At 48.3% G+C, this 13,524-nt stretch carries 14 protein-coding genes; 1 reads left to right on the plus strand and 13 read right to left on the minus strand.

Features of this window, described 5'->3' with window-relative positions; translation table 11 throughout:
* From AMS66_RS06100 to AMS66_RS06145, 10 genes are all read right to left on the minus strand, one after another.
* Window positions 1-1,018: lactate utilization protein B (locus tag AMS66_RS06100; protein ID WP_236703233.1), on the minus strand; the 1,018-nt coding region annotated here is incomplete at its 3' end.
* Window positions 1,015-1,743, minus strand: coding sequence for a (Fe-S)-binding protein (locus tag AMS66_RS06105; RefSeq protein WP_053779939.1), 729 nt, complete (start codon window positions 1,741-1,743; stop codon window positions 1,015-1,017). The genes AMS66_RS06100 and AMS66_RS06105, both read right to left, overlap by 4 nt.
* A gap of 68 nt (window positions 1,744-1,811) precedes the next feature.
* Window positions 1,812-2,573, minus strand: coding sequence for a DeoR/GlpR family DNA-binding transcription regulator (locus AMS66_RS06110; RefSeq protein WP_053779940.1), 762 nt, complete (start codon window positions 2,571-2,573; stop codon window positions 1,812-1,814).
* A 1-nt stretch (window position 2,574) separates the two neighbouring features.
* Window positions 2,575-4,068, minus strand: a complete 1,494-nt coding sequence (locus AMS66_RS06115) for a rhamnulokinase (protein WP_053779941.1) — start codon at window positions 4,066-4,068, stop codon at window positions 2,575-2,577.
* 240 nt (window positions 4,069-4,308) lie between these two features.
* Entirely contained in the window at window positions 4,309-4,824 is a 516-nt protein-coding gene (locus tag AMS66_RS06120; protein WP_236703234.1) for a DUF2500 domain-containing protein, read from the minus strand.
* A 108-nt stretch (window positions 4,825-4,932) separates the two neighbouring features.
* Window positions 4,933-6,735 carry an oligoendopeptidase F gene (gene pepF, locus AMS66_RS06125; RefSeq protein ID WP_053779942.1) on the minus strand — a complete coding sequence of 601 codons (1,803 nt, stop codon included), beginning with the start codon at window positions 6,733-6,735 and terminating at the stop codon, window positions 4,933-4,935.
* Between the two features lie 395 nt (window positions 6,736-7,130).
* A complete protein-coding gene (locus tag AMS66_RS06130; protein WP_053779943.1) occupies window positions 7,131-7,490 on the minus strand; it encodes a winged helix-turn-helix transcriptional regulator in 360 nt (119 codons plus the stop codon).
* Window positions 7,491-7,748: 258 nt separating this feature from the next.
* Window positions 7,749-8,312, minus strand: a complete 564-nt coding sequence (hxlB, locus tag AMS66_RS06135) for a 6-phospho-3-hexuloisomerase (protein ID WP_053779944.1) — start codon at window positions 8,310-8,312, stop codon at window positions 7,749-7,751.
* 5 nt (window positions 8,313-8,317) lie between these two features.
* Window positions 8,318-8,950, minus strand: coding sequence for a 3-hexulose-6-phosphate synthase (gene hxlA, locus AMS66_RS06140; RefSeq protein ID WP_053779945.1), 633 nt, complete (start codon window positions 8,948-8,950; stop codon window positions 8,318-8,320).
* A gap of 359 nt (window positions 8,951-9,309) precedes the next feature.
* A complete protein-coding gene (locus AMS66_RS06145) occupies window positions 9,310-10,392 on the minus strand; it encodes a lactonase family protein (protein WP_053779946.1) in 1,083 nt (360 codons plus the stop codon).
* Between the two features lie 214 nt (window positions 10,393-10,606).
* On the opposite strand from AMS66_RS06145, the gene AMS66_RS06150 reads away from it, so the two are divergent.
* Window positions 10,607-11,536 (plus strand): AEC family transporter, encoded by a 930-nt coding sequence (locus AMS66_RS06150; protein WP_053779947.1) that lies wholly within the window; start codon window positions 10,607-10,609, stop codon window positions 11,534-11,536.
* On the opposite strand, the gene AMS66_RS06155 is transcribed toward AMS66_RS06150, so the two are convergent.
* From AMS66_RS06155 to AMS66_RS06165, 3 genes are read right to left on the minus strand one after another with little or no spacing between them, the layout of a single operon-like run.
* The gene (locus AMS66_RS06155) at window positions 11,514-12,104 is read right to left on the minus strand and encodes a DUF2062 domain-containing protein (RefSeq protein WP_053779948.1); all 591 of its coding nucleotides are present in this window, start codon (window positions 12,102-12,104) and stop codon (window positions 11,514-11,516) included. The two genes, AMS66_RS06150 and AMS66_RS06155, sit on opposite strands and share 23 nt — an antisense overlap.
* Before the next feature lie 58 nt (window positions 12,105-12,162).
* Window positions 12,163-12,621: an OsmC family protein gene (locus tag AMS66_RS06160; RefSeq protein WP_053779949.1), complete on the minus strand. Its 459-nt coding sequence runs from the start codon at window positions 12,619-12,621 to the stop codon at window positions 12,163-12,165.
* A 19-nt stretch (window positions 12,622-12,640) separates the two neighbouring features.
* Window positions 12,641-13,408: a DeoR/GlpR family DNA-binding transcription regulator gene (locus AMS66_RS06165; RefSeq protein WP_053779950.1), complete on the minus strand. Its 768-nt coding sequence runs from the start codon at window positions 13,406-13,408 to the stop codon at window positions 12,641-12,643.
* Window positions 13,409-13,524 lie beyond the last annotated feature (116 nt).

The following is a 13,524-nucleotide window of genomic DNA, read 5'->3' on the forward strand; positions in this document are numbered from 1 at the left end:
TGTACGTTCCACCGTAGGCATGCCCGCCGATATGACGATACACTGGACAAGCGTTCAGACAGGCACCGCAGCGAATACAGTTCAACAGCTCCTGGAATTCGGGATCACCCAACTGAAGCGAACGTCCATTATCCACGATAATAATGTGCATTTCGTCTGGCCCGTCCCCGTCTTCTGTTCGACGAGGGCCGGTTATGCCTGACATATACATCGTCAATTTTTGACCTGTCGCAGAACGTGGCAGCAGGGTTGCCATCACCTCGAGATCCGTCCAGGATGGAATGATACGCTCCATGCCCATTAAGGTAATTTGTGTTTTTGGCACGGTGGACACCATGCGGGCATTGCCTTCATTTTCAAATAGGACCATGGAACCCGTCTCCGCAATCGCAAAATTGCAGCCTGTCATACCGATATCTGCTTCGAGAAACTTCTCGCGCAGCTTTTTACGTACAAATCCCGCAAGTACGGTGGTGTCTGGTTCCAGGATTTCACCCGCTTCCTTGGACAACAGCTCCGCAATCTGGTAACGGTTCTTGTGAATAGCCGGAATGACGATATGAGATGGGGCTTCACCTGCCAATTGAATGATGTATTCACCCAGATCGGTCTCTATCGCTTCAATGCCTGCGGACTCCAATACATGGTTGAGATGCACTTCCTCAGATACCATCGATTTGGATTTCACCACGGTGGAAGCCTGCTTGTGGGCCGCAATATCCAGTGCAATCGCCGCTGCCTCTACCGAAGTATCGGCAAAATGAATATGAACCCCATTGGCACGTGCATTATTGACGAATTCATTCAGGTAATAATCCAGATGTGCGATCGTATGCAGACGAATCTGACGTCCACGTTCACGCCATTCTTCCCAGTTTCCATGTTCTTCGGATGCAGACTTCTTGCCATTACGCAATCGCTCTGTCGTAAACTTGACGGCTTTGCGCAGGAAATCATCATTCAATGCCAATTCTGCACGTTCTTTGACGGTAACATCCATTACACCGGGTTGACTCATCCTGTTTGCACCCCCTCATACAGCAGTTCGGCCAAATGCATCACACGCACCGGTTCATTCCGATACCGCAGATTGCCCGCAATATTCATTAGACAAGCCATATCCAGTCCTACCAATACTTCAGCTTCCGTCTCTTTGATATGATCCACTTTCTCCGTGACCATGGCACCGGAAATATCCGCCATTTTAATGGCAAAGGTACCGCCAAAGCCGCAGCAATCCTCTCCGAAAGGAAGGGGAACAAATTGTAAACCTTTCACAGCCGACAGTAATGCCATAGGTTCATCCTTTACGCCCAACAAACGGCTGCCGTGGCAGGAGGGGTGGTATGTAACCTTATGCGGAAAATGGGCACCCAAATCCGTGATGCCGAGCACCTGAACGAGAAACTGAGTGAACTCGTAAGCTTTGGCTTCCAAACGTTTGGCCTTCTCCAACCATACAGGTTCATCGGCAAACAGCTCGGGATAATGATGAATCATGTACGTACAGGAGCCCGAGGGACAAACGACAAAATCACTGTCATCAAAGGCTTCCAGAATCGTTTTGGCGGCTACTCGTGTTTCATCCCAATACCCGCTGTTGTAGGAAGGCTGACCGCAGCAGGTCTGCACGGGCGGGAATTCCAACCGAACGCCATAAGCGGCGAGCAATCTTACCATCGCCTCTCCCACACGGGGATATATGGCATCGCTGAGGCAGGTAATGAATAAGGAGACCTTCATGATTACACGCTCCTATAACTGAGGAATTGTTGTTATAACGCATATAAATAACGAATACCGGTTTGTTTTTATACCCTTGTGATTTGGATATCATAGCTGTTCAGACGTTCTATCAAATCATTATCAAGCGACTGATCCGTGATCACCGCATGAACCGCATTTAACCCGGTTACCCGTGCAAATGCACGAACCCCAAACTTGCTCGTATCTGCAAGCAAAATAACCTGGTCGGATATGCTGACCATTTTCTGCTTCAACCGGGCCTGAAGCTCATTGGATTCACTGATTCCGCCGCCTTCCAGATGCACACCTTTACAAGACAGGAACAATTTATCGACATGATATGTTTCCAGGGAACGTTCGGCGAGCGGTCCAACAAAAGACAGAGACCGCTGGGCCAGCTGGCCTCCAGTCGAGATGACTTCAATCTTGTCCCTGCTGCTCAGTTCAGTGGCTACCTGTATGGAGTTGGTCAATACAGTCAATGGCATATCCGGCATATTGGCCGCCATGTACCCTGCTGTCGTGCTGGCATCCAGTAGAATTCGATCACCCGGACGAATCATGGATAGAGCCGACTGGGCGATTCTTTTCTTTTCCTCTGCATGTGTTGTTTCCCTTACCCGGTATGGGATCTCCGGCTGCTCTTCCCTCACACTGACAGCGCCACCATGGGAACGACGCAGTCTCCCTGCCTGTTCCAGCCGGTCCAGATCACGCCGAATGGTCTCTTCTGTTACCCGGCAGTGCTCACTGAGCTCGGATACACGCATGCTGCCCTTTACATTAACCATCTCCACAATCCGGTCATAGCGTTCTGCTGCCAGCATGTTACACCTCGCTCCCGGCTTGTGATTCCGATGATGCGGTCAACCTTAGAAATCTGCCGTATGTTTCTTCCCAGATCGTTCTGTCCTTTGGCTCATAATCAGTAACTGGGAATGAATCGCGAATGACCTTGCGGGCTTCCCATATATCCTTGAAGGCTCCACTTGCCATCCACTGTACAGCCATGTTCCCGATCGCACTGCCTTCTGCCGGACCCGCCCATACCGGTTTGCCGATGGAGTTGGCCGTCCACTGACACAACAGACGATTCTGGATGCCACCACCGACCATATGCAATCCATTAAAAGATTGTCTGGACAGTTGTTCCGTCCACTCCAGCACTCTTCGATACTTCAGTGCAAGGCTCTCCAGAATGGAACGGGCAATGGCCCCCTGATCTTGCGGCTCAGCCTGCCCTGTATCACGGCAATACTGTTGTATACGAGTGGTCATATCCCCAGCTGGCATAAACCGCTCATCATCAGGATCAAACAAGCTTGCAAATGGAGGAGCAAGTTCAGCCCTGCTCAGTAACTCCGCATAATTGGTTCCCTGTCCCTTCCGTTCCCATTCACGCATGCATTCCTGCAAAATCCACAGGCCCATGATGTTCTTGAGCAAACGGAACGTACCTCCTGCCCCGCCCTCATTCGTAAAGTTAAGCGCCAGACTCTCGGAACTGATGGCAGGGTGATCAATCTCCGTGCCCATAAGCGACCAGGTTCCACAGCTCAGATAAGCAAATGAACGTTCTGTTGCGGGAACAGCCACGACCGCTGAAGCTGTATCATGCTCGGCCACCGCGATAACCGGGATGGCAGACAGGCCAAGATCATTGCAAATGCTGCTACGTAACTGTCCCACACGTGTACCTGGCATGACGGCTTCGCCAAACAGCGTCTCCGAAATGCCAATATGTGCAAGCAGTTCACCGTCCCAATGCCCTATGGTTGGATTATATAGCTGCGTTGTGGTGGCGTTGGTAAACTCATTCACCGCTTCTCCGGTGAGAAAGTAACGAAGCAGATCGGGGATCATGAGGAAACGCTCCGCTTCGTTAAGCAGTGGGGAGCCACTCCGCTTAAGCGTTGCTAACTGATACAGTGTGTTAAAACTAAGAAACTGTATGCCCGTACGTTCGAAAATTCGCTGAGAGGTCAATTCCTGGCGCACCTGATCCATCATGCCGTTAAATTGTGCATCACGGTAATGATATGGATTGCCCAACAATTCACCATGACTTCCAAGCAGTCCAAAATCAACCGCCCAGGAATCAATCCCCAGACTTTCAGGCTGCTCCCCCTTTTGTTTAACCAGGTTCAGCCCTTCAAGCAATTCATGGTGCAGCCTCAATATATCCCAATGCAGCCGCTCCCCCGCTTTTACCGGCTCATTCTTGAACCGATGGATCTCCATCGTCTCCATTCCCCGATCATTCAGATGACCCAGCAGTGCTCTCCCGCTTCCAGCACCCAAATCATACGCCAGCACACTCACTGTTCTTCACCAGCCTTTCATCCCATACTTTGTTTCTCGCTCAAACATTTCTCAATTGTATTCATGGCTGCACTGTACTTTATTCTTTACTTATTTGTTTGTTTATTTTTGTTTTATACTGTTTTGCTTTATTTTACGAGTATATCATCAATGTAAGCGTTTGAATACCCTGTGATTCGTTTCTTTTACCCATACCAAAAACGACTCTCTCCACTCGGGAGGAGCCGCTTTCCTGTTATTTTACGTATAAAAGCTGTTCTTGCTCGCACCAGACTGAGGTTGCATATCTCTTTCAAAATGCTTGAACCTTGTCCCTTGATACGTCAGCATGCCTCGGTCATTTTCCACAAACATCCCGTAATTTCTGCCGCCAACATTTAACTCCACACGGTCTCCATTATCCAATTCAAACGTGGCGTAATACCAGGTTGATGCACTGCTATCCCCGCTCCCACCTGTGACTTCTGTTCGCTTTGCCACAATCGTTGAATGCAAGGTTAACAGCGCTGATGCATTGTTCGATGACCATGTGCGTACCCCTGAAATAATGGCATAAACAATGACACCCGCAATGATAAGAAAAATGCCGCCAATAAAGATTGACCCAAACGCACTCATTGCACCAAACTCATTGAATCCAGCAAAAAAACCACCCTGATTGCCCTCAAATCCCGGAACATCATTCATGTCATCAAAAATACCGAAGCCGTCCATGCTTAACCATCCCAGCGATGAAGATATGCTCAATGACGTCATTCATCATCGTTCCCTTCTCCCTGCAAATTAAGATGCACCGCCCCCTGACAAGGAGACGGTGCACGCAGACAACCCTACAAGCCTTGTCCGTATACTATATGAACCTGATTACGAATACAGACGTTCAAGTTCATCAACCAGACTGCCAACATAGGCGACAGCAGCACGAATCGGCTCAGGTCCGGACATGTCCACACCCGCTAGCTTCATCAGCTCTTGCGGATCAAGACTTCCTCCCGCTTTCAATGCGTCAAGCCAGCGATCCACCGCAGGCTGTCCCTCTTCTCGAATTAGCTGTGCAGCGGCGGTAGATGCCGTCAGACCTGCTGCATAGGTATATGGATATAATCCCATATAATAATGAGGTTGTCTCATCCAGGTCAGCTTGGCCCCTTCGTCAATGACCAGATCAGGTCCCCAGAACTCGGAGAGGATATTTCCTTTTAGCTGACTTAACGTCTTCGCCGTAATCGGTTCATCCTTGGTTGCGAGGGCATACACCTGACGCTGCAATTCACCTTCAAGCAGATGCGTAACAAAGTTGTGGTAATACGTATTGAGCAATTGCAAAATGACCCAACGGCGCATTCTCGGATTATCCGAACGTTTCAATAAATGATCTGCCAGAAGCATTTCATTCATCGTGGAAGGCGCCTCTATGAAATAGAGGGACGGTCGTGTATTCGTAAGCCGTTGATAATGCCCGGCCAGCATGAAATGTCCGGCATGTCCCACTTCATGGGCAAGTGTGAACGCACCTCGCATATTGTTTGCCCATGAGATCAGGATATAGGAATGAGAACCATAGATGGACGAGCAAAAAGCTCCTGTCGATTTGCCAGCATTATCAGCATAATCTACCCAGCGCTCACTAAATGCACGTTCCACAATTCCGCCATATTCCGGTCCCAGCACGGCAAGAGCTTCACGAATGAGTGTGCAGGCTTCCTCATATGTAATAGCAGGACTGAACTCAGGGTCCAGTGGTGCTTTCAGATCGCAGAACATCAGTTTGTCCAGTCCCAACTCACGTTTCTTGAGCGCGGCCAGTCTGCGCATGTGAGGGGCGAGTTCCTGCTGGATGATATCCAGTACATTGTTGTACATCTCTTTGCTTACCTGCTGCGGACTGAGCAGCATATCCGTAACATCATCGTATCCACGCAGCCTGGACAAGACGACCTGCTTCTTCACTTCGGTGGCGTAACCTTCAGCAAACGTATTTTTGTAATCATTCAGCTTGGAGCTGAACGCGGCATAGGCAGAGCGGCGCAGCTTCGTATCCGATGACATTTCATAATTGTTCTCATAAAATGACCAGGACAGCGGACGGTTATTGTCATCGCCATCAAGTGCATCGTCAAACGTCATGTCTGCCAGTTTACCGCGCAGATAGATCCGGTATGGCGAATCCAGTACTTCCCCAAGGGAAGCGAGTACCTTCTCCGTTTCGGGCGAAAGACGATGGGCTTTTTCCTGAATCAGACGATCCAAGCTGCGAGCATACGGCTGCAAACCCGGAAGTTCTTCAATATAACGTTTAATCGTTCCATCGGGAAGATCCACGATCTCGGAATTCACAAAAGACAAGGATGACGACAAATTCGATAAGATATCTCCCGCCTTGGCTGAATTCTCAATGTTTGCGGGATTAATACTGTCCTCCGACTGTTTCAGCCGGGCATATGAAGCCGTCTTGCTAATGCGTTCCTGCAAAGCTTCGCGGGCATCGAGACAGGCCAGTAACTTCTCAGCGCCCTCTCCCAGATGTCCTTTGAATGTTTCGATATGGGCAGCAGCTTCAGGTAGTGATCTAAGCTCCTGCTCCCATTCTGCATCGGTACCAAACAAGTCTCGCAGATCCCAGGTGGTCTCTTGGCTTACTTCATCGCGTGTACGTATTTTTTCCATCGTTATATGTCATCCTCCTCGCATTTCCAATATCTCTCATCGTATCATATTCGGAGAATTTATACCTTACATTTCCTAAAATGAGCCTTTTGGTTTAAGGGATTACAGATTGGACTAAAGAATATTCACACTTACCACTTCCGATGACAGAACAACCTTCCGATCGCTGTTATCCCCAGATTTTTTGATTCAATTTTACAAAGGTGAAAATCTGGTGATAAAGGCGAAGCGTATGCTTCCGATGCAGCTTTCTTTCAGAAAGCTTTTAGCTCCGCTTTTTCAAGCTATTTCTGCCCGCTGCGTTTGAAGTAAACTGTTGATCCACTGACCAAAATTTAAAAAACCCCCGGGTGATGGAAATATCCATTTACCCGGCGGTTCGTTCTGACTATAACTTATTCAGCTTTCCAGATTACATTTTCGCCATAGTTTTTACCCCAGTTGTACATTGCATGCAGGACAGGCATCAGACTTTGACCATGATCCGTCAGCGTATATTCCACACGGGGTGGCACTTCTGCATAAACCTTGCGCTCAATTAGCTTGTCTTCCTCCAACTCACGCAGCTGGTTGGTCAGCATCTTTTGGGTAATATGAGGAATCAATCGCTTCAATTCACTGAAACGTTTGGTACCTTCAAGACCCAGATGCCATAAAATAATCAGTTTCCATTTGCCGCCAATAACAGCAAGGGTCAATTCTTTCTCACAGTTGATTTCTTTCAAGTTGATCCGTTCCTTGACTTCCACTGCCATGGCTCCGAGCCTCCTTTTCTTCCAATCAATCTTATATCGCTAAAATGCAATACGCATATCACAAGAACACTCCGTAACAGGAGAACATGCTGCCTCCTTTGTATATATAACGGGTTCATTGATTTAATACAGCTTGTATACATTCTACTACAGCATGACCCTGATGTTAAGCAGACCCGAACCAGACCACGGACAACGATAACAGAAAAGACCGGAACTCCCGCTTGTTCAAGGGAATTCCGGTCTTCCATCTATTCATTATTCCAGGTTCGCGTGGCGACCAAACATGTCCGCTCCGGTCATCCCCTTCATTTCCATCATGGTGAGCACCAGTGCATCCATGCTCAGCAGTAGCCCCTGTTCAAACAGGGAGCCCATAGGCTGAATGGTCACTGCAGCTCCGGCGGTCGCTGTATCCTCTTTGGCCGATGCCGAAAGACGAACTACGGTATCTGACAGTTGTCCAATTGTGGACTCCGGCTTAATCGTAATCAGACCCACAGGAGCACCTGCTTTACTGGCCTTCTGAGCCATCGCTGCCAGACTTCCTGTCTCCCCTGAGCCTGAGCATAACAAGAGGAAGTCCTTTGGACTGATACCCGGTGTAACGGTCTCCCCAACTACATATACCCGAAGACCCATCTGCATCAGTCTCATGGCAAATGTCTTGCCCATCAGACCGGATCTGCCTGCTCCTGCCACAAAAACCTGTTCAGCAGCCAGAATATGTTCCGCCATGGCCTGCATCTCCGAATCGTCGATCTGGCTTAGCGTACGTTCCAGCTCCTTCAAGATGTCAGCTGCGTATTGTCGGCTGCTCATCTGTCTTACCCTTGTTGAACCAGACGCTGCATCTCAGCTGCAACTTTGGCTTTGTCTGCTTGTCCAGTGATTCCGCCACCCACAATAACCAGATCCGGTTGTGCTTTGATTACTTCTGGCAATGTTTCCAGCTTGATGCCACCAGCTACAGCTGTTTTTGCGTTTTTCACCGCTTGTTTGATCGTTTTCAGATCTTCGAACGGGCTTTGTCCAACCGCTTGCAGATCATAGCCTGTGTGTACACAGATGTAATCTACGCCAAGAGCATCCACTTCACGCGCACGTTTTTCAAGATCAGCCACGTTGATCATGTCAACCAGCACGAGTTTGTTTTGTTTTTTCGCTTCTTCTACCGCGCCTTTGATGGTCATGTCGTTACTAGCGCCAAGGACGGTTACCAGATCCGCACCAGCTTCAGCAGCTTTCATGATTTCGTATCCACCCGCGTCCATAATTTTCAGATCTGCGAGTACCTGCAGATTAGGAAAGGCTTCTTTCATCGCCTTAACCGCATGCAGTCCTTCATTAATTACGATTGGCGTACCAATCTCAACGATATCGATATATGGTTCAACTTCTTTAACAAGTGCAATACCTTCAGGGATGTTTACTAAGTCCAATGCCAATTGCAATTTCACGATTCATTTCTCCTTTGTTGTTCGAGTATCCGTCTGTTCCGATGCAAACCATGTTTGTTATGGCTACTCATTCATTGTAGAACCTGACTATCCGTTCAGGAAGTACGCACTTTGAAGTCAGGTAGTTACTTGCACGATACTATTGGTAAAATAACGTTGTTATATGAATTTTAATTTTGAAAATAAGTTATCTTTCACAATTCACATATGAAGTCATCTGCAAATGCCTATGCTCTTCTCATCAAAAAAGACCCCGCCACAAGGGCAGGGTCTTCCCAAAATTTCAGGTCAACAAGATCATCCATATCGATCCCGAAAGCTTATTCAAATCTCTAAGTTCATCCATTCAAATCCATGGTTTACAGATATACAGGCTTCACACATACCGGCTTGGATACACCTGTGCTGTGACCTGTGTATTTCAGACGTCCGCTCTCCTGATCCACTGTAAAGGAAACGATATTGTTGGTATCGCGGTTAGCTGCAATCAGCAGCTTGCCATTCGGAGTCAATGCAAAGTGACGTGGGTGTTCACCCTCAGCAGACACATGCTCAACCAGTTTCAAATGTCCTGTTTCAGCGTCTACTGCAAATACGACGATGCTGTCGTGTCCACGGTTCGAACCGTATACGAAACGTCCATCGTTAGATACGGCGATTTCAGCTGTTGTGTTTTCACTGCCGTCATAACCGTCAGGCAATGTGGACACGGTGGAAACCTCTGTCAATGTGCCTGCTACTGCATCATAACGGAAAGAAGTAATGGAGGAATCCACTTCGTTAATAACATAGGCGAATTGACCGTTCGGATGGAATGCCAGGTGACGCGGTCCTGCACCCGGATGTGTTTTGGTTTCACTGTGCAGTACAAGTTCGTTCTTGTCTGTATCAATGGAGTAGATTGCGATTTTGTCCGCACCCAGATCCTGTACCATCATGTATTTGCCATCTGGGCTAAAGAATGCAGAATGCACGTGTGGCTTGTCCTGACGCTCAGGATGCGCACCTTTGCCTTCATGTTTCTTCTCATCCAGAAGCACTCCAACTTCACCGTTATCCGTCAAGGCTTGCAGACCTACCAAACCACCATGGTAGCTGGAAAGGATCAAGTAACGTCCGGAAGGATCACGTTGGATATGACATGGTGGAGCCGAAATGGAGTCATGACGATTCAGCAATGATAATTTTCCTGTAGAAGGATTAATGCTCAGAGCTACAGCTTCAGACATTTTATTGCCTTCGGCAGACGCCGTCTCACCGATTGCATACAGTTTGTTACCTTCAGCATCCACGTTTACAAACGTTGGATTTTTCACGCCGGAGATGCCATCAAGCTTGGAGAGGTTACCTGTATCCTCATTCAATTCATATGCGTAAATGCCCTCATTTTCCGCTTCGGCATAAGAGCCGACCAATACGAGCAAGCGTTTTGATTCACTCATTACAGTTTCCTCCTCTATGTGTATGTAATCTGGTTGCACCTCTTCTATAATAAATCTGCCATATCAAAATAGCAATCCACCGCCCCTGCGCATCCATCAAAGAAGTGGCCTCAAACATATGCTCATACGTAAGACAACACCAATATCCATTCCGACAAAGGTCAACTTCTGCTATGATAAAATAGGTTTTTCATCCAGAAAGGACTGAATTCGGTTGTTTAATTCATTTCTGCTCACGTTATATCATGTATTTCTACCCATATCGCTTCCCGTGATCGGAGGCATATTGTTAAAACGGTTCAAAAATTGGGATACTCGGCCGCTATCGACCTTTTCCCTCTATATTTTGAGCCCTGCGCTTATCTTTGATACACTGCTGCATGCTGATATTACATGGACAGACGTAACGGGCACATTCTGGTTCTCCATCATTAATTTGATTGCCCTGTGGGCACTGGCTGAACTGCTGAGCCGAGTATTCCATCTTGGGGCAAGCGAAAAAGCGGGACTTACCCTTGTCTCCACGTTTACGAACTGCGTGAATTATGGGCTCCCGCTTGTGTTGCTTGCCTTTGGACAGCTTGGATTGGATAAGGCTTCGGTATATGTCATCGGACAGATGATCATTGTAAACACGGTAGGTATCTTTTTTGCTGCCAGATCCGAATTCACGGTCCAAAATGCGATTCTGTCCGTCTTCCGTATGCCTTCCATCTATGCTGCTGCGATAGCCATCATCCTGCGTGCATCCAATCTGAGCTTACCAGTGGCACTGGATGGAGGCATCTCCATGCTCGCAGCCGGTTACTCTCCTGTCGTACTGGCCATTCTCGGTGCACAGATGCTCAGATCACGTGGTTCGATCGAACCTTGGAAACCTAACGTTCGCAAAGCGTTCTGGACTGGACTTGTAGTAAGGCTTGCCGCAGCACCAGTACTTTCGTATCTGATCCTAACCGCGCTTCAAATAGAAGGAACGTTATTCAGTGTGCTGCTGATCTTGGCGTCCATGCCAACCGCAGTGAACGCAGTCATTTTGGCCGAGCAATTCAATGCGTCTCCGCAGTTTGTGTCCCGTTGTATTCTATGGACAACCGCTGCCTCCATGGTCATTCTGCCGATTATGATTGTGATGTCTTCCTGATCAGCACGGAAGCTGAAGTTGGAGACATCGCTTCCTGCTTGCGTTTCTCCAATCGGCGTTCAAAGCGGCGGTTGAGTGCTCTGACATAGAAGAACTTGACGACAAAGTAAGAAATCACGCCGAGGATGACTCCAAAGACGGACATGCCTGCCAGAATATCCAGACCACCCAGCAAAAGTTCACTTAGCGCGGACCAGTTGCCACGAAACAGCTCCATAAAGGCACTCTCATGAACAAGTCCCTGCCCCATGCTGTGTGCCGGCAAGATCCAGGAACCAATTTGCTTGGCAAGCGGCATCAATATGATGGGCAGGAATGTTAGCTTGCCGACCACGTTGCCCACAATAGCTGCTGGCAGCGAACCACCGGACAAACGTACAATCGGATAGAACACGAGATAAACCAGTGAAGCTGTCGAAATGACGATCAATTCAAGACCAAAACCCAAAGCAAACCCGGTAGATACTTTATGTGCCCCGCCGGGAGCACGTAACAATTTGAGAAAATTAAGCTTCAAAGCACGTGTTAAACGCGCAAAACGTGAGTTTTTGCTTTTCTGTAGGTTCATACCGAACTTCCCCTTATCTTACACAAATGACGGCTCAAGCCGCCTATTCTTCAGTATATCACACCGCGTTAACGCCTGCTGTTATAATCACTGGCTGTGTCTCGATAGCAACATTGCCAGCTACAGCTCTGGAGATCATGCAGGACTCTTCTGCTTTATGTGCCAGGCGATCTGCCTTTATCACATCAGCATCAGATACATCCGCTTTGAGCACAATACGAGGTCTGTGTATAATCCGTTCATACGTAAAAACGTTATTGGTAACATCCACCGTCGCTTCGGACTCCAGTGTCAGCTCATCCGGTGTAATATCCGATCGCTCAAGCATCGCTGCCAGTGTAATCAAATAACAGGTGGACGCTGCACCTAGCAGCATTTCATCGGGATTGGTGCCAGTACCCGGCCCACCCATCTCCTGTGGAATCGAGATAACTGTTTTTAACCCGCCTGCATCAATATGCCCTTCACTGTTACGTCCACCATTCCAAACGGCTTTCAGGTGAAAAGGATGTTTCATTATATTCATTCCTCTCTAATTAGACACGGACACATGTTATGGATTGTTCATTCAGTGCGCTAACCTGTTCTTCATCTAAGCCCAGATCAGTTATTACTTTTGCCACACTGTTAAGTTCCGCCACTCTTGTAAAAGCCTGCACGCCAAATTTGCTCGAATCCGCCAGCAAAATAACTTCATCCGCAATGCTGATCATCTTCTGCTTCACCAGTGCCTGCAATTCATTCGACTCGCTGATGCCCTTGGTCAGATGTACACCTTTGCAGGATAAGAAAACTTTATCCACATGATAGGCATCCAGCGAACGTTCAGCGAGCGGCCCTACAAAAGACAAGGACTTCGAGGCAAGCTGCCCACCTGTGGCGATCACACGGATGTGTTCCTTGCTGCTCAGCTCAGCCGCGACCTTAATGGAATTGGTCAAAACAGTGAGCGGTATGTTCGGTAGTCCTGCCGCCATATACCACGCGGTTGTGCTCGCATCCAGCGCTATCCGATCACCATGGTTTACCATTCTCACCGCTTCGTCCGCAATTCTGCGTTTCTCTTCTGCATGAGTTACAGCCCGCTCCGGATAAGGGATTTCCGACTGCCCCTCGTCTTTATATTTTACGCTGACAGCCCCGCCATGGGAACGTCTGAGCCTTCCCGCCTGCTCCAGCTTGTCCAGATCACGTCGAATCGTCTCTTCCGTCACACCGCAGCGCTCACTAAGCTCGGTTACGCGCATGCTTCCCTGCGCATCTACCCATTCCACAATTTTCTCATAACGTTCAGCCACGAGCATCTTCATTCACTCCAAACCGTTGATTATCCAAGATGAATCCTGTTCATCTCATCATACCACAGTGCTCCCGGAAGGAGAATTTCATCAAGGTGCAGTGGGCGCAAAAAAGAGGGAGC

This window comes from Paenibacillus xylanivorans (assembly GCF_001280595.1).
Lineage (GTDB): Bacteria > Bacillota > Bacilli > Paenibacillales > Paenibacillaceae > Paenibacillus > Paenibacillus xylanivorans.